The organism is Desulfobacula sp. (assembly GCF_014237455.1).
Lineage (GTDB): Bacteria > Desulfobacterota > Desulfobacteria > Desulfobacterales > Desulfobacteraceae > Desulfobacula.
This window is the reverse complement of sequence record NZ_JABZFL010000113.1, coordinates 1-25,500: the sequence shown is the minus strand read 5'-3', so window position 1 is coordinate 25,500 and position 25,500 is coordinate 1. Positions and strand designations below refer to the sequence as shown.

Genomic DNA, 25,500 nt, shown 5'->3' with positions numbered 1-25,500 from the left:
CCCCTTGAAATCAAATAAAATGGTTGTATTTTTGCCTAATCATTTTTTTTAGACATAGAAAGGCGTGTTTATGAAAACCAAATCCGATCCCACTGAAACATTTGGCACGAAAACCAGAAGGCTTATCTGGAAAAGTATACCCTTTATCGCAGTTACGCTGATAATTGGATTGATTATGCTGCCTTTAGGCAAAAAAATCTCAACAAAAAAAATAGCTCTTGCTGAAAAACAATCCAAAGAAAAAACTGCCACAAAAGCATTAACCAATGTGATTACCATGGAACTTATCCCTGCCATGATCAGGGAAAGAATAAGCCTTCCCGGTGTTGCCAAACCATGGATATCCCTGAAAGTGGTCTCTGAAATCACAGGAAAAGTCATCACCAAAAAAATAACCGAAGGCCGGCGTGTAAATATAGGTGATATTCTGGCTGTCATTGATAAGAACGATTATCAAAATTCCTATGACTCTGCCCTTGCCTCCCATGAAATGGCACTGTCAACTGAAAAACGGTTAAAAAAGCTTGTAAAAAAGGACTTTGTTACTCAGTCCCAACTGGATGATGCCGTTGCCCGGGTAAAAACAAGCAGGGCTGCTCTTGAAAATGCCAAACTCAACCTAAGTCGATGCACCATCCGCTCCCCCATGCGAGGCATTGCTGATCGCGTTTATATTGAAAACGGCAAATTTCTAAATTCCGGTGATCCGGTTGTCCAGATCCTTCAAATCGATAAGCTGAAAATAGAAGTAGGTATTCCGGAATCCGATGTTGCTGCCGTTCGAAAGCTTAAATCCTTTGATATGACCATTGATGCCCTGGATGGAAAACCCTATACAGGTGAATACCATTATCTATACAAAACAACCAGCTCCATGGCCCGTTTGTATAACCTTGAAATCAAGGTGGATAATAGGGACGGCGGAATCCTTCCGGGCATGTTTGCAAGGGTAAAAATAATCAAAAGCCAAGACCCCCAAGGGCTTGCAGTCCCCATGTATTCCCTTGTAACCCTCAATAAAGAGGTCGGCGTTTATGTTGAAAACGAGGGCATTGTCCGGTTCAGACCCGTAAACACTGGATTTCTGGATGGCTGGAAAACTCAGATTTCCGAAGGGCTTGAGCCGGGTGAAAAAATTGTGGTTGTCGGCCATCGCATTATTGAAGATGGAGAACAGGTCAATGTGGTAAAAACCATCCGGGATATGAAAGAAATCTCCCAATGATAATCTCCAACACAGCCATAAAAAACAGAACCAGCGTTCTGGTACTGGCCCTGATTATCTTAGGAATTGGTATTTATTCATATAAAGCTCTGCCCAGGGAGAGCTCTCCGGATATCACCGTTCCCTATGTGTTCGTACAGACCGACTATCGCGGGGTATCTGCAGATGATATTGAAACCAGTATCACCATAAAAATTGAAAAAAAACTCAAAGGGCTGGATAAAGTAAAAAATATCAGTTCCGTCAGCTCCCAGGGCTTATCCCAGATCAATATCGAGTTTTTACCCGGTACAGACATTAATGAAGTTTTAACCAAAGTTAAAGACAAAGTGGATGAGGCAAAAAATGATCTGCCGTCTGACCTTGAAAATGATCCTTTAATATTTGAAGTCAATATCTCGGAAATGCCTATTGTTATTTACTCTTTGGCAGGGACATGCGGTCCGAGAAGGCTCAAGGAAATCGCTGATGATCTCAAGGATGATATAGAGGCCGTGCCGGGAGTTCTGGAAGCTGAGGTGACCGGAGGCCAGGAAAGGGAAATCAGAATAGAAGTCGACCCGGATAAGCTGGCGTATTACAGGATTCCCATTACATCTCTGGAGCAGACTGTTGTCAGCGAAAACCAGAATACTTCCGGGGGTGCCATAACCCTGGGTGACGGCAGATATCAACTTAAGGTCCCCGGAGAATTTGAAACACCCGAGGAAATACTCTCCCTTGTTGTTGCCGCCCATAACGGCAACCCCATTTATCTGAAGGATGTAGCCACCGTTGTAGACGGCATTAAGGAAGAGACATCCCGTTCCCGTTTGGATGGTGTTGACTCTGTAAATATATCGGTGAAAAAAAGGGTCGGCGAAAATATTATTTTTATTTCCGATAAAATCGATACCATTGTCATGGAAGCCGAAAAGACATTTCCGAAAAACACCATAATTACCAAGCTGATGGATCAATCAAACGATATCCGGCTTATGATCGCCGATCTTGAAAATAATATTCTTTCAGGGCTTATCCTTGTGGTGATAATTCTATTTGTTGTCCTGGGGTTTAGAAATGCATTGCTGGTCGGTCTTGCCATACCCTTTTCCATGTTTCTGTCTTTTACTATACTCCACGCCATGGGGTATACTCTGAACATGATTGTTCTGTTCTCATTAACCCTGGCTCTAGGGATGCTTGTGGATAATGCTATTGTTATCATTGAAAATATTTACCGCTATATGCAGCAGGGAATTCCAAGAGTGGAAGCTGCCATGAAAGCCACAGGTGAGGTGGCCTGGCCGGTGATCGGCTCAACTCTTACAACGATCGCAGCCTTTTTTCCGATGATTTTCTGGCCGGGTATGATGGGCGAGTTCATGAAGTATCTTCCCATCACACTCATTGTTACGCTGGCTTCATCCCTTTTTGTGGCACTTGTGATTAACCCCGCCTTGTGTGCTTTTTTCATGAAAGTAAAAACAAAAATCAACAGGGAAACACTTACTGCCGCTGAAATCAAGGCCCAGGGAGAAAAACCCATTGAAATAAAAGGCCCTCTATTAACACTTTATTCAAAACTTCTGAACAAAGCACTGGACCACAATATCACCGTGATCGTCGGATCTTTTGCCGTATTAATTATTCTTTTCCAGATATGGTTTTTAAAAATCGGTGTTGAAAAACCCATTGAATTTTTCCCGCCCATTGACCCGAAATCAGCCTATATTAACATTGATGCGCCCGAAGGGGCTGACCTTGACTTCATTGACAGGACCATTAAAAATGTTGAAATAGCAATAACGGGAAATCAAGGACTTGATTATAGTGATGCTTTAAGATTTCAGGAACATGAAAATGCCGATGGCACAAAATTTATGGCCCCCGGCAATATCAATAATATCGAACATATCTATACCAGAGTAGTACAAACTTCGGGCGGATCTATTTTTGACTCCAACCTTCCCAACCATATCGGTATCCAGTTTATTGATTTTGAAGACAGAAAATCCCCGAGCAAAGATGATCTGGAGGAATTAAGAAGCCGGGTTAAACATATTGCCGGTGTAAAGATCACTGTGGATGAGCAGTCCGAAGGCCCCCCCACAGGCCCTCCCATTAACATAGAGATTTCAGGGGATAATTTTGAAATTTTAAGCAAAATCGCTGAAAAAATGACAAAAGTGGTTGAGAACATTCCCCATGTAAAGGACGTCCGGGATGATTACCAGGGGGGCCTGCCAAGTGTGCAGGTTAAAATTGACCGTCAGAAAACCGCTCTTTTCGGCCTGACCACCAGTGCCATAGGCAATGCATTGAAAACAGCCTATAACGGACTTGATATCTCAACCTATTATGAAGGCGATGAAGACTATGACATCGTGGTAAAGCTTGCTGAATCCGAAAGAAAGGTGGCAGACGTCCTTCATAAACTCATGATTCCCACGCCCGCAGGAGTAATTGTTCCGCTCACTACCCTGGCCCGTATCGAATATACAGGAACCATTGGGGATATTGTTCGAAAAAACCATGAACGCGTTGTCACGGTCAAGGCCAATGTAAATGAATCCAAAACCACCGGAACTGTTGCCAGGACGCAGGCCCAGTCACTGCTTAAGGAGTTTGAGCTGCCGCCCGGCTATAAGTATAAATTTACGGGTGAGGATGAAAGTCAGAAAGAATCGGAAGACTTTTTGTCAAAAGCATTTTTGATCGCCCTGTTTTTAATCTTTCTGATCCTGGTGACCTTGTTCAACTCCATTATTCAACCGATTATCATCCTCACCTCTGTCATCTTGTCTTTAGGGGGCGCCTTCTGGGGACTTGCAGTGATTAACTCACCTTTTGGCATCGTTATGACTGGAGTCGGCATTATCTCTCTTGCCGGTGTTGTGGTCAATAATGCCATTATTCTCATTGATTATACCAATAAGCTTAGAAATAATGGCATGAGCATTCGTGACGCTGTTATTTCTGCCGGTGCCACCCGCTTGAGGCCGGTAATTTTAACGGCCGTTACAACCATTCTGGGGCTTTTGCCCATGGTCACCGGTATCAGTTATGATTTCCATGTTATGGCACTTTCGACCGCCAGTGAATCCACCCAATGGTGGAGATCAATGGCAATTGTTGTTATTTTCGGACTCATGATCGCCACGATTCTGACCCTGATTGTTGTTCCGACATTATATGCTTTGATTGAAAATGCAAAGCTGATGCTCGCAAGTGGTTACGGCAAAACCAGGACGTTTTTTTTAGGGTCAGGCCAGGCTCAAACGAACGCTAAAGGAGCTTCAACCAGTTAGATTGTCCGTAAACAATACAACTTTTTAAATAGTACTTTTGCTTTACCCCGGCCGGGGTATGCTTTTTCAAATTGAATTTTATTTCGGAAAACCCGATTGCTTTGTATCATAATATACGATACGGTACTTTTTATTAATTCAAGCGTGATCAGCGCATAAGTTTTTATTGGATAAAATTATGAAAAACTTCATCCTGTTAAAAAGCAAAAAAATTCTTTTTTCTTTCATGGCCATCTTCCTGGTGACTGGTGCTATAGCTCGTATCACATTTGCTGAAGACTCGGTAATAAAAATAGGCATATTGGCGAAAAGAGGGCCTGAGCGCTGCATGGAAAAATGGTCTTTGACGGCTGAATATCTAAACGACAAGATTTCTGGAAAAACATTTAAAATCGTGCCCATCGATTTTGACCAGATATATTCAGTGGTTGAGAAATCTGAAGTTGATTTCATCCTGACTAACCCGTCATTTTATGTTGAGTTAGAAAATTATTACGGGATCAGCCGCATTGCTACGTTAAAAAACAAAGTGTCTGGTAAAATAAGCACAACATACGGAGGTGTTGTTTTCTGTAAAAAACAGCGCACCGATATCCGTCAATACCGTGATTTGAAAGGCAAAACCTTTATGGCAGTCGAAGAGACCTCCTTTGGCGGCTGGAGAATGGCTTGGCGGGAGTTAAAAGATGCCGGAATCGATCCGTTTAAAGACTGTGCGTCCTTTAGTTTTGGCGGAACCCATGATGCCGTTGTTTATGCTGTTCGAGATGGAAAAGTCGATGCCGGAACAGTGCGGACAGACACGCTTGAGCGGATGAACGCAGAGGGAAAGATTCGTAAGGATGACTTTTATGTTATTCACGAACATGGCGGGGGAAATGTGCACTTGCCTTTTCTGCATTCCACGCGGGAGTATCCGGAATGGCCGATTTCCAAGCTTAAACACACTGCCAATGAATTGGCTGAAAAGGTCAGTACTGCATTGATAAATATGCCCCGGGATTCTGTAGCCGCACAAGCTGCAAGATGCGGCGGATGGACAATTCCACTGAATTACCAGCCCGTTCATGACTGCCTGAAAAAATTGAAAGTCGGCCCTTATAAGGACTTTGGTAAAATAACGCTGACAAATGTTTTTAAAAAATATTGGATCTTGATATTGATCGTTCTTGCCACTCTTGTGGCTCTGGCCTGTCTTCTCGCCGCTCGTATAAAATTAAATCAAAAGATTAAGACAGCACATAAGGACTTAGAGTTAGAAATTAACGAAAGGATGCAGGCAGAGAAGGCGTTACGGAAGAGCGAAGAAGAATATAGAATTATTTTTAAGAACACCGGAACGGCTACCAGTATACTGGAAGAAAATATGATTATATCTTTGGTCAATGATCAATTCGTTGACTTGTCAGGATACTCTCATGAAGAAATTGAAGGGCAAAAAAAATGGATTGAATTCGTTGTTCCGGAAGACCTCGAAAGAATGAAGGAACGGCACAGGATAAGGAGAGTGAACGGGGATGCCTCCCCCAAAAATTATGAATTCAGGTTCATCGACAAAAATAACCATATAAAGCATATCCTTCTTACAGTCGATATGATTCCGGGAACAAAGAAAAGCGTGGCTTCTTTACTGGATATCACCGAACGCAAACAGACGGAAACAGCACTGAAAAAATCAGAAAAACAATTCCGTGACCTTTTTAACTCTATAACCGATCTCATCTACACACAAGATATGGAAGGACATTTTACTTCAGCAAATCCGGCCATGCAAAGACTCTTTGGCTATAAGGCGGATGAATTTCTAGGCCATAGGGCAACTGATTTCATGGAACCGGAATTTGAATCTGGTTTTAACAGCCGGTACCTGGAAGTGGTCAAGAAACAAGGGCATCATGAGGGAGTTGCCTGCTATTTTAAGAAAAACAAGGAAAAAATTTATATTGAATATAAAAGTTTCTTGGTCAAGCCGGATGGAGGTGACCCTTACATCAGCGGTATCGGGAGAGATGTAACTGAAACCGTTTTATCCGAAGAAAAAATCAAGAAACTTCAGGAACAAGTAATACAAGTCCAGAAAATGGAAGCCATCGGCACCCTTGCAGGCGGGATTGCACACGATTTCAATAATATTCTTTTCCCGATTTTAGGCTATGCAGATATGTTATTAGCGGACATTCCTGAAGACAGCCCAATCCGAGATGGGTTGAATGGAATTTATACCAGTGCCTTGAGAGCCAAGGACCTGGTAAAACAGATCCTCACATTTGCTCGCCAGGATACTACCGAGTTACTCCTGATGAAGATGCAGCCTATTATCAAGGAAGTATTAAAACTGATCAGGTCCACCATTCCCACCACCATTGACATCATACAGGATATCAGGGCGGATTGTGGTGCGATCAAGGCTGATCCCACACAAATTCATCAGATTGTAATGAATCTTGCAACCAATGCCTATCATGCCATGGAGGAGACCGGAGGGGAACTGAAAGTAAGCCTCAAGGAAATCCAATTAGGAGAAGATGATGTAATAATTCCTGATCTGGAACCTGGAGACTATGCCTGTCTATCTGTATCAGATACCGGCACCGGCATGAATAAAAATATAATAGAAAAAATCTTTGACCCATTCTTTACTACCAAAGAAGTAGGCAAGGGTACAGGGATGGGACTTTCAGTGGTACACGGCATTGTTAAAAGCATGAATGGCAGTATTCATGTATACAGCGAGCCTGGTAAAGGAACAGAATTTAAAACCTATTTCCCGATAGAAAAAAGTTCTTTTGAAAAACAGAGTATTCAGACTGAAGAACCCGTCCAGGGTGGAACAGAACGAATTTTACTGGTGGATGATGAAGAAGCCATCATTGCAATGGAGAAACAGATATTAGAGCGTTTGGGATATCAGGTTACTTCACGTACCAGCAGTATAGAAGCGCTTGAAGCGTTCCGGGCTAATCCCGATACATTTGACATGGTTATCACTGACATGGCAATGCCGAATATGCCCGGCGATAAACTATCGGTTGAATTGATCAAAATACGTTCCGATATTCCTATATTGCTTTGTACCGGGTTCAGTGAAATCATGTCTGAGGAAAAGGCAGCATCCCTGGGTATTAAGGGGTTTATATTAAAGCCGATTGTGATGAAGGATCTTGCCCAAAAAATACGGGACGTGTTGGACGAAGCTTGAAATTTAGGATAGTAATGGTCGGAGGAATAAAAGAGTCAGTTCACTGAAACAAGATCAAAGATAACACTTCCGATAAATACTTTTACCTTTATTCTTACGGGGATCTGCTTTTCATCTGCCGTGACCCAGAGTTTTACCGTGGGCTTTTCACTCTTTTCAAACACGCCTGAAAAATGATTGACCTGGAGAACCAGCACATACGTATCCCAGGTTCCCGAGGGCAAGGTGATTTTTTCTTTATTCATCACCCTGGCTTTTTGCATGAACTGTTTTTTTCCATCGGTCACCGGGAAGGACAGGTTCTGATCGGCTTTAAAATCTAAGGCTCGCATCTTATAAAAGGCTGAAACCGGGCCAAATGTGTTCAAAGGAATCTTGATCGGATCTCTTTTTTCACCAAAATTGGAATAGGCGGCTGTTTTCTTTTCCCAGTCAAAGTGAACAATCACCTGTCTTTTGTCTTTACCCGATTGTGTCTTCTTGCATAAAAGAGACCGGGTGAACTCTAAATCTGTAAATCCTTCCAGCCGGTCCCTGATTTTGTAAAACATATCGATATATCGATTTGACTTTACATCAAGTAAAAAATGATATGCTTTTTCCCCATTGATAGTGGTAAACGGAAGGACCTTGAAATTTACTTTTCCAGCCTCGATCATTTCCCAGCTGACCGTATATTGAATTTCTTCACCAACAAAAAACGGCACTGTCTTTTCTCCTGCAACTCCCAAAGGTGTTAAAAAAAACAAGACGCCCGTCAGGATAATAAAAAAGAAATGCGTGCGTGATACTCTAATGCATCGCTTCTGCAATGGATACGGTCCTGTCACCCAGAATATTGACATAGCTTGCCATTTCATTATCATACCATCCGTAAATCACCGCCTGGGTAACCTGGATACTGGTAACCTGATCCTTGATCGTGTCCAGTATATTTTTGTCTATCCCGCGCACATGCTCAAGGTTAATATTAATGGCCGCAGTACGCGTATGGGTTTCATGGCCTTCAATAACAGCGGCAGCCCTTGGTGTTCCGATAATATCAGAGGAGACATTCTGTTTATCCGTGTACATCAGGTATCCGTTTGTATTGACGGTTACTGCAGTTTCATAAATCGAGTTGATCATGTCCCTTCGAATCGGCTTTGTATTCAGTTCTTCCTGAAAATTCATCACTAGAATAATCAAAGAGCCGGTGGCTGTCGGGATTCTAACGGATTCTGCAATAAATCCAATGGTCGACATTTCCGGGATTACCAGCTGTAGTGCTTTTGCCGCCCCGGTTGTGGTCAGAATAATATTATTCATGATAGACCTGTTTTTTCTCAGATCCCCGGCACCTTTTTTGGGCAACCGGTCCAGCACCTGTTGTGATCCTGTGGCAGCATGCACGGTTGCCATGGACGCGGAAAGGATTCTCTCAATACCGAAATAATCGATTAACGGCTTGATCATATGGGACAGGCAGGTGGTGGTGCAGGATGCATTGGAAATAATGACATGCTTTAGCGGGTCATACTCTCCATCATTAATCCCCATGACGGTTGTCACGGCATCTTCCGGCATTGCCACACCCTCTTTGAGTTTAAAAGGGGCGGAGGCAATCACCTTTTGAGCACCCGCTTCAATATGCCCCCGAATAGAACCTTTGGGTGCATCTGCTCCAAGGGAAGGATCTAAAAACCGGCCGGTTGTATCCATTACAATGTTGGCGTTATTTTCAGCCCATTCAATATCTTTTGGGTTTCTGTAATTTTGTAATATCTTTACTTTTACACCATTGATATTCAAGGATGCGCCGGCTTCATCTACATCGGTGATAACCGGCTTTGCCCGGTACCCGTGAAGAAACGAATCCAGTCGCCCATAGCTTGAATCTCTTTCAATATAATGAAGAATGTCTTGAAAAGATTTGCCCACCTCGCGGCCCACATTGATCACAATCGTATCAAAGTACTTTCTGCCGGCATGATGCCACAGCGACAGCTTTCCTATTCTTCCAAGTCCATTAATTCCAAGCGTTCTAGAACCGTTTGTGCTCATATATTTCCTCTTTTCACTATCTTTTATTTAATTGGCTTTAATTGCACCTTTATACACTGATCCTTTTTGACCGTTAATACTGATATAATCACCTGTGACCATTTTAACGCCATTGAGCATACACTCTTTTTCCTGTTCATTGCAAACAAGATTTTCGCACCCGACCACACAGGTTTTGCCAAGATTATATGTCACCACGGCTGCATGTGAGGTAAGCCCCCCCCTGGCAGTCAAAATCCCGTCAGCCGCATCAATTTCCAGGATATCATCCGGTACGGTATCGTTCCTTAATAAAATCAACCGGGTATCCGGATCACTCTCCCGGAATGCATCAATTTCTTCCAGGGTAAAAACGATTCTGCCACTCATGGCGCCACCACTGACGCCGATCCCCTGAGCAAGATACGCCTTTTCAAGGGTTTCCGGCTTTGCATCAAAATCCACAATCTTCTTTCTGTCCCTTAAGGACATTTCCCTTGCCTGAAGGATAAAAAGATCTTCTTTGGTTTCACCTTCAAAGGTAAACTCGATTTCCTGGGGGTTCCAGCCCTCATCATAAACCAGGCGATGCACTACTTTTTTCAATTGCGAATATATGTGAGGAAAACTTTCTTCAAGACTTATCTTTGAATCCCGTTCTTCCAGCTCCCTTTGAACTTCTGAAATGGGAAGGGTTTTGACAAGCCCTGATACAACATCTTCTCCCTGATTGCCAATGGTAAAATCTCCCCAAAGCCGTATCGTATCTCCTGGAAGCCTGGGGCTGTGGCTGAACACGACACCTGATCCTGACTGCCTGGACAGGTTTCCAAACACCATGGACTGAACCGTTACAGCAGTGCCCCAGTCATCGGATATCCCCATTATCCGTCTATAATCCTTCCCCCTTTTGAATTCCCAGGAGGAAAAAACCTGGTCAATAACCAGAAACAACTGATCAATGGGAGACTCAATCAGTTCAACCCCGGAATCAAGTAACAATTGTTTATAGGCAAGGGCAACGGATTTCATCTGGGCACCGGAAAAATAACGCTTAAGCTCAATACCATAGGCTTGTTTTTTTGAATAAATAATATGATCAAACTCATCTCTTTTGATCCCAAAGGCCATCCCGTATCCTTGAATAAACCGCCGATAGCTGTCCCATGCAAACCATGGATTGCGGCTTATTTTTGCGATGCTTGCCGCGATTTTTTCGTTAAATCCCACATTCAAAAATGAATTGAGCATCCCTGGCTGTGAAATGGAAGAACCGCTCCTGACCGATAACAGCAATGGATTTTTAGGATCTCCAAAAATTTTTTGGGTGTGCTTTTCAAGATTGCCCACCATTTTTGCCACATATTGCTTGAAATTGATGTTTGCCGGCTTGTACTGGTTGATGATTTCACGACATTTAAAGACTTCTGTGGTAATAATAAATCCTTCTGGGACTGCTATTCCTAATTTTTTTAATTTGATCAGGTTTAATCCCTTATTCCCTAAGAATATAATATTATTGCCAATAGGAACTGAACTGCCGACTTCAATGACAGAGCATTTGGGATCATAATTTAACAGCCGGCTTAAATGGATTTGCGAAAGCTTCTCAGATTGTTGAAACAGGGTGTGTAAAATCCGGTTCAAAAACACATCCATCTGCTGAAGCCCGAGGGAAGTTGCAATACGGTCCATGAAAAAGATCTCGGCCACCCGCTGATCCAGCTTTGAATTTTGCTTTTTGGACCCATTGGGTAAATATTTTTTAAGGATCTGATCCTTCCCCAGTCTGGATTCTATCTGAAATAAATTAATGGAATGAATATTGTTGAAATGATCATTGACGATATCAGCAATAGCCTTTGTAAACCCTTTAAAAATATCCAGATACTGGGTAAATGAACAGGTTCTGATGTCCACGGAAAATTTCAAAAAATCCATCTGGACATCCAGCTGATTGGATGCAATCCCATCCAGTTCGAATGCGGTTCTGAACAGGTTCAAAATTCTGTAAATCCGTTTAAACGTAGCCTTTGTGATCACTTGAAGATCAATGCCGTTGATCAGTTCTTCAAACATCACATTCAGAATGCTTTCAACCCTCAAAGTCAATCCCAGAGCATCAAATTTTGCCTCATTGTAACTGCCGTACATGGAGGGGATATCAACAGCAAAATGGCGTTTATAATAAATCGCCTCATTGGCTTCATATTTCCTGTCCGAAAGAATTATTTTTTTTAGCTCTTTCATGTAGACAAGAAAAATCAGGATCTTTTTTTCCAGATTTTTCTCTTCAAGCGCAGAAACAAGCTTTTGGGGATCCGGCAGATTTTCAGAATTGAACGAAGATAAATATTTTTTAAATTCCAGGTTATCGATTCGGTATTTCTGGTTTAAGAGCCTGTAGAATCCAAAAATCATTTTCACCCTTGACCGATCAAGATCTGACACCTCATCAACTTCATTAATCAAATTGGAAATCGCCTCTTCCGTATAGATCAGATAGTCCTTTGGAAGCGACATGTCCTTTGATTCAAGGTGATTGAGAATAATTCTCGGTCCGTCAATAAAGGGTCCTGATTCTTTAATTTCCTGATAAATTGATGGGGGAACATAAGACTCCAGGTTTTTTTTGCTCCCGGTCTTCCAGAAAAGAATCACTTCCTGGATAAAATCCACGCTCCTGCTCGAGCTTTCAATATGGCATTGTTTTCTTAAAAAATGGATTAGCCGGTCCTTTCTATGACAGGCCTCATCCAAACGGGTGGAAATATCCCGAAGATGGCCTTCCGCACCGATTTCGTTAAAAAAAGCCGGTAATAACCTTGAAAGCTGTTTTACCAGGTTAAAAACCGGCGCAATGTCTGAATTTAAAAATTTTGTGATGTCTCTTGAGAACAGATCCGTATCCTTGATAAAAACGCCGCCGATGGACAACGATGTGATCAATGCCGAGAAGAGTCTTCTCGACTTTTTGGGGTGTCGACCGATCAGATCGAGAAACACCCGGATATTTTTCACGTGGGCGGAATTGCTCTTTATCTGCCAGTCCTCCCCAGTCCCTTCAATCATTGGAAATTGAAACCCATGATCAACCGCCATGTCTATAAAATGGTTGATAAGCACTATTTTCGATGTCTTGTAAACAGCTTCCCCTATTTTATGAATACAGTCCAGAACGGTTTCAGGGTATTTCCCCTTATGCTCTTTGAGCAGTGAAAATGTCTGGTTGACGATGTTGATATCTTTTTTAAAATCCTTATCACCGATCAGGTGAGTAAGGGTGCTGTTAATCTCCCGCAGGGCCTGAACATGAATAGTAAAAAGTCCCGGAATATGAATAATATAAAAAAGAAAGGTCAGCTTAAGATGGAAGCCTCCTGTGTCATCGCCAGTCCCGGTCATTATTTTTTGAGGGGCTGCCCAAATTCTGGTGACAAAATCCTGGTACCCCACAAGATGTATCAATTTTTGGGTTGCTCTTCTGGGGTCTTGATTCAACGTTTGGATGATACCCTCAAGCGTTTTTCGCCACTTCAATATGTTGTTATGGGATACCTCTTTTAATATACACTTTACCCTATCATCAAGATGACTTACATCAATGCTCCGGCCAATCCAGGAAATCGGATCCTTTTGTTTCAGCCAATAATCAAATGAATACTCATAAAATTTTACCAGAAACCGGTTTACCGGCTTAAAAATCGCTGCATCGCCCTTAAGGCTGTCTAACAGGTTTTTTGCAATTTTATCCGGCTGGTAATAGGACCTGACAAAAAAATAAAAGTCTTTACCTTCATAGGATTCAATTTTTACGACCGCTTTTTCAATCACCGGAAGAAACCGGTCAAGTTCCTGCTCAGATTCTTTGATAATATGCTGTAAAAACAGCATTAAATTATCAGCCGCACTTGTTTTCACCTTTAAATTTGAATCTGCCTCAAAGGACTCCAAAAAAATATCGATAAAAAGCGCCATAGCTTTATCCCCTTTTGGATGAGGCTTGTACAAATAAAAACATTGAAGGGAAAAATGCCTGGCTTCGCTAACGATAAACTCCCAGTTTTTATAGGGATGGGACAGCTCTTTTAGAAAAATGGTCATCCGGTTTTTGATCCCGACATAAGATGAAACAATATCCAGGAAAACCTGGTATTTTGAGTCAATAATAATATCAACTTTTGTGTCGGATAAATTCACCTCTAAGGCTTTGGACTTCACAAAATACCCTTTCGTTATTCACAACCGGTTAAATATTTTCGTCTAAATTAAAGATTCTATCACTTTGATGGGTATTTTCAATGGTCTTTATGAATTTTGAACATTTCTTTATTATCCGCTCCCCTCCTTTATTTAAGTGTGTCTATGGCGATCGCCTTTTTTACTATTTTTTATTCCTATTTTTATTCTATTTTTATATAATACATTTTTAACCCTGGAAAAAATACGTATGAAACTCAAATGGCTTGGAACGGCAGGATTTGAATTTAAAACAGGAGACCATGTGTTTCTTGTTGATCCGTACCTGTCCAGAAACCGAAAATCCTGTCCAAAACAGGATAAAACACCTTCTGATATTCAAAAGGCATCTCAAATTTTTATCTCTCATGGCCATTTTGATCATATCCGGGACGTTCCCCAGATAGCGCTACAGACAAACGCCGATATTTATTGCTCAAGCGTTGCAGCAGACTTCTTAAAAAATCATCAGGTAAACACGCAACAGATTAAACCCGTTCTTACTGATAAAAAAATTTTTAAATTTCAAAATTATACTGCCCAGGCCTTTTTCAGCGAACATGTTAGGTTTGACAAAAAACTTGTCGTTTCTACCCTTTTAAAAATAAATATTGCCTTGTTTAAATATTTCCCTCTTTTTCAACGGTTTCCATGCGGCCAGGTTTTAAGCTGGCGCTTTTACATTGAAGATAAAATTATACAGTTTTTTGGCAGTGCCGGATCATCTTCGGAAGAACTCAAAAAAATGGGGGGGGAACCCATTGATATCCTGCTGCTTCCATTTCAGGGACCCTCAGATATTTGTCAAATTGGCCTGAACTATGTAAAATATCTCAACCCCAAAATTATTGTTCCCCATCACCATGACGATTTTTTCCCTCCCATATCAAAAACCATCGATATCAGACCCTTTGTAGAAAAAATAAAGAAAAAACATAAAAACACAATTGTTATCATTCCAAAAATGAACGAAACCTTATCCCTGTAACTCACTGAGCATGGTGTTTATATTTTCTTAGAGCTAGTCAAAAATGCTTTTAAAAAGACTTCGGACACCCTCCTTGACTTCATCAACAGTTGCATCTTTGGTTTCCTGTCTGGCAGCCTGACCAACATCTTTTGCATCCTGCTCAAGAACCTGGCCTGCCTGACTCTGCTGCTCCTGCTGCTGCTGTTGTTGCTCATAGACCTGCTGCTGTTGTTCAGATTGCTGCTGCTGGTCATAGTTTGGCTGCTGACCAAAATCGGGCATCTGGCCCATTTCAACATATTGTGCGCCTGGCGGCACCTGGTAGTATGAAACATCAAGAGACATTTTTTTCAAGCTATAAAGCTTCATTTCGTCACCATACCTTAGCATTCCACCATATCCGGCTTCTTTGGCCTCCTTTGTTGCTTTTTCAAGACTCTTTGCCATTTCTTCGCCCATGTTTTCACCCATTTTTGCAGCCATGGCAGACCATCCCTCATTAACCTTTTTAAGATCAGAATGAGAGCTTAACACCACTTCATCTCGTCGAACAACGTTGTCGCCTTCCAGTAGTTCCATATTATAAACCACCCCTGTATATCCGGAGATCTTCTCTTTTTGACCTGTTTTTTCATACGTTGCCGAATACTCTTCTTCTGCCTTTGTCTCTCCACCACCACCGAAAAGGCTCGTAAGCCCGCCGGACCCAGCAGTCTTCATCTGCCCCATATCCATCACCATCCACTGGCCGCTGTCATCTTGTGAAACAGAGAACACCTTGTCTTCCTGAAGCAGCAGATAACTGGTTGCAGATGTATCCATCCTGACATGCCGACTGTCCCTTGTAACGATCGTTACCATACTGCCGTCCTGATATTTATAGGTGGCAACTATATCTGTAGCGGCAATTGCCGTCGAAGTAAAAAATAACAGACAGACGATGAGCATATTACGCATAATGAACCTCCATTTATGATTTTTCTTATTTCGTATTCAAATTTATTAAAAATGTCAAGAGACACGTCAACCGACGAATGACGGAAGCTCATTTTTTTTGCCATCTTTTCCTTGGATATTCCGATATTTTGCTTTTCCTATTTTTTCGTTGAACAACAACGATATTTCATGTATTTTTTCTTTGATGGCGTTTGATTCAACATATCAGACTGAAGATGAATCTTTAAAAGAACTTTTAATGGAAATGACCCAATACCCGTTTGATCCGACACCCAAGACAGAAATCATTGCCAGAATAAATACGGCACAAAACCAAATGGCGGCACACCATATAGATGCCCTGTTTTTAACCCATAAACCGGACATCTATTATTTTTCAGGCACTGCTCAGGATTGCTATCTCTATATTGAAAAGGATCATGATCCCATTTTATTCGTAAAACGGTATCTGCCCCGGGTTCAACAAGAGACTGCCCTTAAAAATATTGAGCCCATTGACTCCATAAAGGATATTCCAAAATTAATTGAACATCACTTTAAAAAACATCCAGGCACCTGCGGCCTTGCTTTTGACGTAGTGCCGGTAAAAGACTTTCATTTCTATAAGAATCTTTTTAAAAACACCCGGTTTGTTGACGGATCTCCTGTAATTGAAGCCTGCAGGCAGATAAAATCCCCATGGGAAATCGATCAGATGAAAAAGGCAGCCCTTGTTTCAAAACAGACCTTTGATTTTATGGCAGAAAACATTACGCCCGGGATTTCAGAGATGGAATTTTGCGGCATGTTTGAAGCTTATTCAAGGACTTTGGGCCATTCCGGGAAACTTTTAACCCGGCATTACCGCCTGGAAGGATTTCCCTTTCACCTGATGAGCGGCAAAAACGGCGGGATACCGGGTGCTCTGGATTCCCCCTTATGCGGTACCGGAACCTCAAATGCCTATCCCTATGGCGCAGGCCCCAAGCTGATCAAAGAAAACGAACCCATCCTGATTGATTTTGGTACAGTTATAGACGGCTATCATATGGATGAATCCAGAATGTTTGTCATTGGAAAACTGCCGGACAGGGCAGAGGACGCATCCAAGGCTTCCATAGAAATCCTGTATGCGCTTTTAGACAAGATGAGGCCGGGCGTACCTATGGATGAAATATTTGAAACAGCTGTTACTATTGCAAAGAAGCTTTCCTTTGGCGATCAATTTTTAGGCCTGCCAGGCTTAAAATCAAAATTTATCGGCCATGGAATCGGGCTGGAACTTGTGGAAAATCCCATACTTGCCAAGGGTAAAAAAACACTTTTAAAACCCGGGATGGTCTTTGCGATTGAGCCAAAATTCATATTTAAAAATAAATTTGCCGCAGGTATTGAAAGTGTTATTCATATCACAGAAAATGGCAGTGATTTTTTAAGTATGACTGAAAATAAAATTTTCTCATATCACAGAAAATGGCAGTGATTTTTAAGTATGACTGAGCCCGGCACAAGTCGCGCCGGGCTTAAGATGTTAAAGATTTAAGATGCCAGTTCGCGTCGACCTGACATATCTACAAGGGTTCTTTCCCTTGCCTTGTCAATACCGAGCTGTTTCCGTTTCTTGTCAATATGAGCGATCATCATCCTGGCGATTTCAATTGGATCTTTAGCCGTCCCCCATTTTCCATACCCCTGTTTTTCAAGACCGTCAAACAGAAGATGATGAAATTTTGTCTCTTTGATGGATGGGAATCCAATGCCAAAAACAGTATATACTCCTGAGGCCACAAAATACTGGCCAATGGCCAGGGCCTTTTCACTCATCCATTCAGGCGCACATCCGGCAACGGGAAGATCTGCAATGCTGTTTCCAAGACCGCCGGCTTTTACCATGGCTGATGCAGCAATGAGAATCCTTGTGTTATCCACACAGGATCCCAGGCCCAGAACCGGCGGCATGCCGACGGTTTCACATACTTCGGCAAGACCGGGTCCTGCAAAGTGAGCCGCTTCCGGAACCAAAAACCCTGCCTTGGCAAGGGATATTTGTGAGCATCCGGTTTGAAGCACCAGAACATCATTTTTAATCAATTCCTTAACCAGTTCAATGTGAATGGAATCCTGTTTCACCTTTGGATTTGTACATCCCACAACACCTGCTACGCCGCGGATTCTTCCATTAATGATATTTTCATTCAAAGGAGAATAACTGCCCCTGAAGGTTCCGCCCAGCATGTATTCAATATATTCATGGGTAAACCCGTGAACACCGGTCTGGATCTGTTTTGGAATTTCTATGGGCATTTTCCTTGTCGCATATCTGGCAATGGCCTTTGAAAGGACCTCGTCTGTACAAATCCTTGGATCATGTTCATCAAATTCAATATGGGTAGCCCCTTCAATATGAGCTCTTGGGTTTGTGGTAATCAAATGAGTATCATAACATTTTGCCACTTCTGCCAGTCCCTGCTTAATGCACTGAATATCAACCACCATGGCATCCACAGCACCGGTAACAATAACGGCTTCTGTTGATCCGAAACTGCCGGCATGAGGAACCCCGTGACGGGACATCATTTCTGCACCGGAACAGCACATGCCGACAAGATTAATCCCCTTGGCACCCTTGGTTTTTGCTTTTTTTATGAAAACCGGATCATTTACGGCGGCCAGCATACCTTCAAACATGGCAGGTTCATGGCCATGCACAATAATATTTACATGGTCTTCTTTTAACACCCCCATATTCACATCTGCAAGGATTGGGGAAGGGGTTCCAAATATGATATCTGAAAGCTCTGTCGCCACCATGGAACCGCCCCATCCATCAGCAAGGGCTGTTCTGGCGATCTGTTTCATTAAATTGTTATATTCCTGATCACAGCCGATATGGGTCCGGCTCATCAGTTCCATCACTTCAAGCATGGCCCCTCTGGGCATGACACCATTTTTCCTCCACATCTCCCGGGTTGCTTTTGGTGCCCGTCTGGTAAACGGCATTTCCCCTTCAACATTTAAAAATGTTTTTTCAAGCTCATCACAGAGTTCTTTTGCAAGTTCTTTAACCTCTTTACCCTCAACTTCGATACCAATGGATTTGGCCACCCTTTCAAGCTTGATGGTGTCATCAATGGTAAAGTCCTTGACCTTGCCGTCAATAATTCCTCTGAACAATTCAAGAATATGCCTTCCGTGATCATTGTGGGAAGCTGACCCTGTTGCCACGTTTCGTCCGAAATTTCGTGCCATGATCGTATCAATGGTTGCACCGCAAACCCCCACTTTTTTATAGGGATCTTTCGGGTTTAACCGGCAGGGGCCCATATAACAATGTTTACAACAGGCAGATTCCACACCGATGGGACAGGGTTTCATTTCATACCCGCGGTCAAGATCCAGCTTAACCCCATCTCTCCTGGCTTTTTCAAGCATCTGCTGTGTGGCTTCACACATGGTGCGATCCTTAGCACTCACCATTATTTTTTCTTTCCTCATATATCTCTCCTTGTTTTTAAATTTTCTCCTGGTTGCAATTGTTTTAGGACATACCAAATCCTATACAATGCCTTAAGGGTAATACATTGTGGTACTTTGTAAAGTTTAATTAAGGAAAGTTTTTTGGATTTATTCCAAATTTTTAACCATTAAGACGGTGATCAGCCGATTGATTCGATTGATGCAAACCTTGGTTCATGCAAGGGGATGAGAATATCGGCTTCTTTTTGAACCTGATTCATAATATCATAGGCCCTGTAAACATCCACATGGGTTCCGGGTGGAATGACGTCCATTTCCATGCCTTTAATTTCAGGCGGCGGGTTAAAATTTTCATCTATCACACAAAACCCTGTGATCGCGGCAATACCTTTTTTTGTTTCTATATAAACCGTTAACCCGCCTTTTGTGTGAACCGGCGTATGTTTGACACGAATACCATCCAGGATCTCGCAATCTTCCCTGATGATTTCGATCTGACCGTTTTCTTCAATATCGTCAATATAATCTTCCAGATAGCGGTAGTCGAGAGGATGGGGGTCATGAATGGATTCAAGTTCTTTTTCATGGATATAAAATATGGCATTTCCACACTTATAATCATTTTCACAATGATCCATATGAAGATGGGTGTGAATAACGATATCAATATCCGATGGGGTTAAACCATGTTTTCCAAGCCCCTGTTCAAAAGTATAAATTTTCCCGCCAATGGCATCTTCCCTGTCCTTTGACTGGATGGGGCTCATCTCCCCTGTATCCACGAGAATATGTTTGTCGCCGCCTTTTACCACCCATGTATAGATCGGAATGGTATACTGCTCGCCCTGACCGTATTGATAGGTCATCATACTTTTATCAAAAACTTTTGTTCCCATGACGACAGGATGAATGGTGTAGTGTGCCATGATATTTTTACGCTACAAAATCTGCTTTAAGAAAAGTTTTGTCCGGTCGTGTTCAGGGTTAACAAAGAAATGTTCCGGGGTTCCTTCTTCAACAATCCTGCCTTCATCCATAAAAATGACCCTGCCGGCCACTTCCCTTGCAAATCCCATTTCATGGGTAACACAAACCATTGTCATGCCTTCTTTTGCCAAGGTTTTCATAACATCTAAGACCTCTCCGATCATTTCAGGATCAAGAGCAGATGTGGGCTCGTCAAAGAGCATAATTTTCGGATCCATTGCCAGAGCCCTTGCAATGGCAACCCGCTGCTGCTGCCCGCCGGAAAGGTTTGCCGGATATGCACGGGCTTTATCCCCGATACCCACCTTTTCAAGAATGGCCATGGCCTTTTCTTCACGCTCTTTCTTACCCCTGTTCCGGACCAGTTTCTGGGTAATGGTAACATTTCCAAGGATGGACAAATGGGGAAACAGGTTAAAGGACTGGAATACCATTCCCATCTCAGCCCGGACTTTATTGATATTGGTCTTTGGATCAAAAATATCCACCCCATCCACGAGGATCTGACCTTGCTCTGCTGTTTCCAGACGATTCAGACATCTTAAAAAAGTACTCTTTCCCGAGCCTGACGGCCCTATCACAACCACCACTTCCCCGGCTTCAATTTTATTTGAGACATCCACAAGAGCTTTGACCTCGTGGGGGACATAAAATGTTTTATATATATTGTTTACTTCTATCATTTTGATGCAGTCCTCCGTTCCAGATATTGTACACACATGGAAAGTGTAAAGGTCATGACCAGATAAAGTATGGCGCACAGAATCCATAATTCAAATGTCTGGAGACTTGTTGTAATACCTTCACGGGTTGCCTTGGTCAACTCCCTGATGGCAATCATGCCCAGAAGGGATGAATCTTTTATCAAATTGATAAACTGGCCTGCCAGGGGCGGCAGGATGGTTTTCAAGGCCTGGGGAAGGATAATATGGTACATGCATTGAAAATAGGTCATGCCGCCGGATCGAGCGGCTTCCACCTGGCCGGGATGAATCGCCCCGATGCCTGCACGGACTATCTCAACCACATAGGCTCCGGTAAAAATAGAGAGCGCTGCAATACCATACCATTCCGCATCAATAATGCCGAATCCATTAATGGCGAGAAGTTTATTAATCGTAGTCCCCAAGACAAAATAGGCAATCATGATCTGTACCAGCAACGGTGACCCACGGATAATTTCCACATAGGTAATGGCGGTCCATTTCAGGACCGGGGTATTTGACACTCTGGCCACACCTCCGATAATCCCCAGAAGAATCCCTAAAATGGTTGATATAAAACTAATTTTCAAGGTAGTCCATAACCCGCGTGCCAGAAGACCCGGCTTCCATCCTCCTTGATATTCGGCAATCTTATCACCCGGTGATGTAAAGTCCCCTTCATACAGATCAAAAGAATCTTTGGGAACGGTATATGTTTTATCCCCAAAATCATCTGTGATGGTGACATCGAACTTGTCACCATTTTCTTTAATTTCTTTTACTTCACCGTTGGAGTCTGCATAAATGGTCACGGTCTCTAAATACATAAAATATTTGGGTGTCTTATACCATCGCCACTGATATTCCACAGTTACAGTTGCATAGTATACGGCCCCGATCACCATCAGCATCAGTGCAATAAAACCTACCACTGAAGACCAATAGGCCGTTGGATTGCTCAATCTTTGAATATTGGATGTTTGTGTGTCCATCTCTTTTGCATACCTTAATTCTTAGGGTAATCAAAAAAGGCCGGCAAGAAATTTTCCTGCCAGCCCCAATAAAACATTATAATCAAATGATTATTCTGCTACCTTATCAAACCAGTCAGTACTTTTTAACCATTTGTCATATGATCTTTGCCACAGTCCGTCACCTTTATATTGGCGTAAGAAGTTGTTCAGGTAGTTCATGAAGTCAGGATCACCCTTTCTGATGGCCATTGCAAGGGGCTCATAGGTAAAAGGCGTGCTAAGTGCAATCGTTTTACCCGCACCATGTTGACCCTGCATTTTTTCAATAAAAGGAAGGTCATAAATCAGTGCATCTACATTTCCCTGAATAACTTCCATGGCTGCTTCGCCTTCTGCTTCATAGGACTTGTATTGTGCTCTTGGAATCATTTTCTGGGCAGCCTGTTCCCCGGTGGTTCCAAGTCTTGAAGTAATGATATATTTGGGGTCATTCAGATCTTTGTAGGATTTAATCGTTCCTTCATGCTTTTTATTTAAAAGAATAGCCTGTCCGACAACAATGTAAGGATTGGAAAAATTGATCTGAAGGTTTCTTGACTGGGTAATGGTCATGCCACCAATGATAATGTCAAACTTATCCGTTACAAGAGCCGGAATAATACCATCCCATGCAGTGTTTACCGGAACAAATTTTACGCCCATTGATTTGGCAAGCGCTTTTGCCATATCAATGTCAAATCCCATGAAGTTGCCATCCTTATTGGTCATTTCAAACGGCAGGTAGCCGGATTCAAAACCAACTCGAAGCTGTTTACTTTTAAGAATTGTTTCAATGGTTGATTTTTTGGCCAGTTCAATATCATCTGCAAATACAGGTGCCGACACTAAAAGAAAAGCCATTGCAAATAATGAAATTAATACTTTTTTCATCTCTCCCCCTCTTAAGTTTAAAGTTTGACTTATCCTGGCAGCCGAAAATTTTTATTTTGGCGACCCTTTTAAAAGTCATGATTAAAAAACAAAACCTTGTTTCAAATAAGTCTACTATGTAGCACAATCATTTGAAATGGCAAGAATTATTCCAAAAAAAGGTCTATTTATTTTAAAACCCGCCTGTTTATTTTCTTGACTTTTATATTGATTTTTTAATAGTCGTTACTTTGATAGTAACAAGATAGCGTTAATATGCTTTTATTCAAAGGAAGACAAACCTGACAACACCTCACAATTTAAAAATCCTGACGGTATCAGATTTTATTGACAAATCATTGACTAAGATGATTGAAGACAAAACTCTTGAACTCCCAGACCTGATTATCTCCTGTGGCGATCTGGACCCGGAATACCTTTCTTTTTTAAGAGACCGGCTTGACAGGCCTCTCTTTTATGTAAAAGGCAACCACGATATCCGGTACACTACATCCAATCCTGTGGGGTGTGAAAATATTCACGGAAGAGTTGTCCGCTTCAAATCATTGAATATTCTGGGACTTGAAGGCTCTTTATGGCATAATGGCGGCATGAATCAATATACGGATAAAGAGATGAAAAGAATGATCTTTGGCGTGTGGTTTTCCATCTGGCGTAAAGGAGGCATCCACATGGTTGTCACCCATGCACCGCCAAGACACATCCACGATGCTGAAGACCGATGTCATATGGGGTTTGACAGTTTCGTCAATTTAATTAACAAAAGAAAACCCGATTATTTTGTCCACGGTCATATTCACAAAGATTTTAAAACCCACTCCGACAGAATCACAACAGTGAACTCGACAAAAGTGATTAACACCTGTGGATTCACCATTTTAGAGGTCTAACCATGATAAATTTTTTTAAAAATCTTTTTTCATCAAAAGAGGATGACGATAAAAACCATGTCAGCTCTTTTAATGAGCAGCAGGAAAAGGAAGAAGATGTTGAGTTCATTGATCACGGCGTTAAAACTATTGATCTTGAAAAAATTATCGGCAGTGTGGGAAAATATTATGATTTTGACTCCCATTTCAGGCCTAAAAAACATGTATCAAGTAAAAGATTTACCGATATCAAAAGGGCCATGCGTGAAGGAAAATCTCTGCCCCCGATACAACTCTATCAGATCAGAAATGATTATTTTGTCCTGGATGGCAACCACAGGGTTGCAGCAGCAAAAGAACTGGGACGGTTTGATATCCAGGCAAAAGTCATTGAATTGCTTTCAGCAAAAAACACCATGGAAAACCTTTTATATATCGAGAAAAAAAAGTTTTACGAAAAAACCGGGCTGCCTGAAAAAATAGATCTGACAGAGGTTGGAAAATACAATTATTTAGAAAAGCAGATTAAAAACCATGAAAATCATTTGACCGATATATCCGGTAAGGAAACCGATTTTAAAAAGGCTGCCAAAGATTGGTACAATACGATTTATACCCCTTTAACCACGATAATAAACAATGGGGCCTTACCCAAATATTTTCCCAAAAGAAGTGTTGCCGATCTTTACACCTATATTGTCTATCATCACTGGGAGAGTGCCGCCAACAGGCGATACGGTATCGGCATTGACCGACTGATCCCCAGGAGCATGGAGGCCTTCAGAGCCGTCATGCTTGAAAAAAGTACGCCGGACTATCCTGAAATGAAACGAACCATTACAGCCTTTATTATGATTAATGTCAACACATCAACGGAAATGGCGGTTATAAATAAATTATTCGCCCTTGATGAAGTCCAGGAGGTTCATTCGGTTCACGGAGCTATTGATATTCTTGTAAAAATCGTTCTGAAAAGAGATTTTCTGGCATCTGATGCTGAAATCATTGCAGAATTTGTGGATCAACAGATACGGCGAATCAGCGGGATAAACAGGACACAAACTATTATTCCCGGGATTTCAAAGGTTAAAGAAGGATTTATCTATTAAGATTCGTCCAATGACGGCCTGACAACGGGTAAATCCGAACTGATCAGTTTTTTTCAAGAATCAAAAGCCCGATCAGTATATGATCCTGGTGCTTTCCAAATTCAGGCTCTGAGATATGTTTTATTTGCGTTCGGTGGGACATTGGATGGGCTGTTGCCTCCTCCGGATGATATTTCATGTCCAACACATCCCCTGCCTTGATATGATTGAGTACTTTGGAATCTTTCCGGACCATTATGCCAAATCCTTTTGAAGAAAAATCCCTTAACTTAAAATGATAGGCTGTTTTATTTTTCCCGGGTATAAATTCAACGCTGGCATTTTCCTGACTTTTTGTTCTTGCTTCACACCGTAAATTCATTTTTTCCGTATGGCCGGGATCATTTTTCACTGATATTTAAACTCCTTTCAAAGAAAAGGTATCATTAACTTTAATGATCTTTTTTTATTAACTGAAGTTTCCCATTTTTTATCAGAGATATATTCGAAGTTGACCACATCTACCTCAAAAGTATATGCGAAGATATACTATAAAATCAATTGGTTATGGCAAAGAAAATTTGTTTTTG

General features: G+C 41.8%; 17 protein-coding genes. 7 read left to right on the top strand and 10 right to left on the bottom strand.

The annotated features are described in order from the left end of the window. The first annotated feature begins 70 nt into the window (after window positions 1-70). The 3 genes from HGJ91_RS16425 (at window position 71) to HGJ91_RS16415 (ending at window position 7,714) form a co-directional block, all read left to right on the top strand. Entirely contained in the window at window positions 71-1,225 is a 1,155-nt protein-coding gene (locus tag HGJ91_RS16425) for an efflux RND transporter periplasmic adaptor subunit (protein WP_291348929.1), read from the top strand. Next, the gene (locus tag HGJ91_RS16420; protein WP_291348928.1) at window positions 1,222-4,515 is read left to right on the top strand and encodes an efflux RND transporter permease subunit; all 3,294 of its coding nucleotides are present in this window, start codon (window positions 1,222-1,224) and stop codon (window positions 4,513-4,515) included. The genes HGJ91_RS16425 and HGJ91_RS16420 overlap by 4 nt, the downstream gene beginning before the upstream one ends. 178 nt (window positions 4,516-4,693) lie before the next feature. Beyond that, entirely contained in the window at window positions 4,694-7,714 is a 3,021-nt protein-coding gene (locus tag HGJ91_RS16415) for a PAS domain S-box protein (RefSeq protein WP_291348927.1), read from the top strand. A gap of 35 nt (window positions 7,715-7,749) precedes the next feature. Here HGJ91_RS16415 and HGJ91_RS16410 read toward each other — a convergent pair whose 3' ends face one another. The 3 genes from HGJ91_RS16410 to HGJ91_RS16400 form a co-directional block, all read right to left on the bottom strand. Beyond that, window positions 7,750-8,421, bottom strand: coding sequence for a DUF3108 domain-containing protein (locus HGJ91_RS16410; protein WP_291348926.1), 672 nt, complete (start codon window positions 8,419-8,421; stop codon window positions 7,750-7,752). A gap of 85 nt (window positions 8,422-8,506) precedes the next feature. Next, on the bottom strand, window positions 8,507-9,757 hold the full coding sequence (locus tag HGJ91_RS16405) for a glyceraldehyde 3-phosphate dehydrogenase NAD-binding domain-containing protein (protein ID WP_291348925.1): 1,251 nt from the start codon (window positions 9,755-9,757) through the stop codon (window positions 8,507-8,509). Window positions 9,758-9,784: 27 nt separating this feature from the next. Further along, a complete protein-coding gene (locus HGJ91_RS16400) occupies window positions 9,785-13,957 on the bottom strand; it encodes a PEP/pyruvate-binding domain-containing protein (protein ID WP_291348924.1) in 4,173 nt (1,390 codons plus the stop codon). A 229-nt stretch (window positions 13,958-14,186) separates the two neighbouring features. On the opposite strand from HGJ91_RS16400, the gene HGJ91_RS16395 reads away from it, so the two are divergent. Beyond that, the gene (locus HGJ91_RS16395) at window positions 14,187-14,963 is read left to right on the top strand and encodes an MBL fold metallo-hydrolase (RefSeq protein ID WP_291348923.1); all 777 of its coding nucleotides are present in this window, start codon (window positions 14,187-14,189) and stop codon (window positions 14,961-14,963) included. A 33-nt stretch (window positions 14,964-14,996) separates the two neighbouring features. On the opposite strand, the gene HGJ91_RS16390 is transcribed toward HGJ91_RS16395, so the two are convergent. After that, window positions 14,997-15,902: a hypothetical protein gene (locus HGJ91_RS16390; protein ID WP_291348922.1), complete on the bottom strand. Its 906-nt coding sequence runs from the start codon at window positions 15,900-15,902 to the stop codon at window positions 14,997-14,999. A 184-nt stretch (window positions 15,903-16,086) separates the two neighbouring features. Here HGJ91_RS16390 and HGJ91_RS16385 point away from each other — a divergent pair, with 184 nt between their 5' ends. Next, the gene (locus tag HGJ91_RS16385) at window positions 16,087-17,364 is read left to right on the top strand and encodes a Xaa-Pro peptidase family protein (protein ID WP_291348921.1); all 1,278 of its coding nucleotides are present in this window, start codon (window positions 16,087-16,089) and stop codon (window positions 17,362-17,364) included. A gap of 56 nt (window positions 17,365-17,420) precedes the next feature. On the opposite strand, the gene cooS is transcribed toward HGJ91_RS16385, so the two are convergent. The 5 genes from cooS to HGJ91_RS16360 form a co-directional block, all read right to left on the bottom strand. Further along, window positions 17,421-19,376 carry an anaerobic carbon-monoxide dehydrogenase catalytic subunit gene (cooS, locus tag HGJ91_RS16380; protein WP_291348920.1) on the bottom strand — a complete coding sequence of 652 codons (1,956 nt, stop codon included), beginning with the start codon at window positions 19,374-19,376 and terminating at the stop codon, window positions 17,421-17,423. 161 nt (window positions 19,377-19,537) lie between these two features. Further along, window positions 19,538-20,284, bottom strand: coding sequence for an N-acyl homoserine lactonase family protein (locus HGJ91_RS16375; RefSeq protein WP_291348919.1), 747 nt, complete (start codon window positions 20,282-20,284; stop codon window positions 19,538-19,540). A gap of 12 nt (window positions 20,285-20,296) precedes the next feature. Beyond that, window positions 20,297-21,028, bottom strand: coding sequence for an amino acid ABC transporter ATP-binding protein (locus HGJ91_RS16370; RefSeq protein ID WP_291348918.1), 732 nt, complete (start codon window positions 21,026-21,028; stop codon window positions 20,297-20,299). Beyond that, complete coding sequence (locus HGJ91_RS16365; protein WP_291348917.1) at window positions 21,025-22,041, bottom strand: ABC transporter permease subunit; 1,017 nt, start codon at window positions 22,039-22,041, stop codon at window positions 21,025-21,027. Before HGJ91_RS16365 ends, HGJ91_RS16370 begins: the two co-directional genes overlap by 4 nt. Window positions 22,042-22,131: 90 nt before the next feature. Then, window positions 22,132-22,953 (bottom strand): transporter substrate-binding domain-containing protein, encoded by an 822-nt coding sequence (locus tag HGJ91_RS16360; RefSeq protein ID WP_291348916.1) that lies wholly within the window; start codon window positions 22,951-22,953, stop codon window positions 22,132-22,134. A gap of 263 nt (window positions 22,954-23,216) precedes the next feature. Here HGJ91_RS16360 and HGJ91_RS16355 point away from each other — a divergent pair, with 263 nt between their 5' ends. Both HGJ91_RS16355 and HGJ91_RS16350 read left to right on the top strand, forming a co-directional pair. Continuing rightward, a complete protein-coding gene (locus tag HGJ91_RS16355) occupies window positions 23,217-23,843 on the top strand; it encodes a metallophosphoesterase (RefSeq protein ID WP_367142621.1) in 627 nt (208 codons plus the stop codon). Window positions 23,844-23,845: 2 nt separating this feature from the next. Next, the gene (locus HGJ91_RS16350) at window positions 23,846-24,931 is read left to right on the top strand and encodes an Lrp/AsnC ligand binding domain-containing protein (RefSeq protein WP_291348915.1); all 1,086 of its coding nucleotides are present in this window, start codon (window positions 23,846-23,848) and stop codon (window positions 24,929-24,931) included. Between the two features lie 43 nt (window positions 24,932-24,974). On the opposite strand, the gene HGJ91_RS16345 is transcribed toward HGJ91_RS16350, so the two are convergent. Beyond that, the gene (locus HGJ91_RS16345) at window positions 24,975-25,322 is read right to left on the bottom strand and encodes a hypothetical protein (RefSeq protein ID WP_291348914.1); all 348 of its coding nucleotides are present in this window, start codon (window positions 25,320-25,322) and stop codon (window positions 24,975-24,977) included. Window positions 25,323-25,500 lie beyond the last annotated feature (178 nt).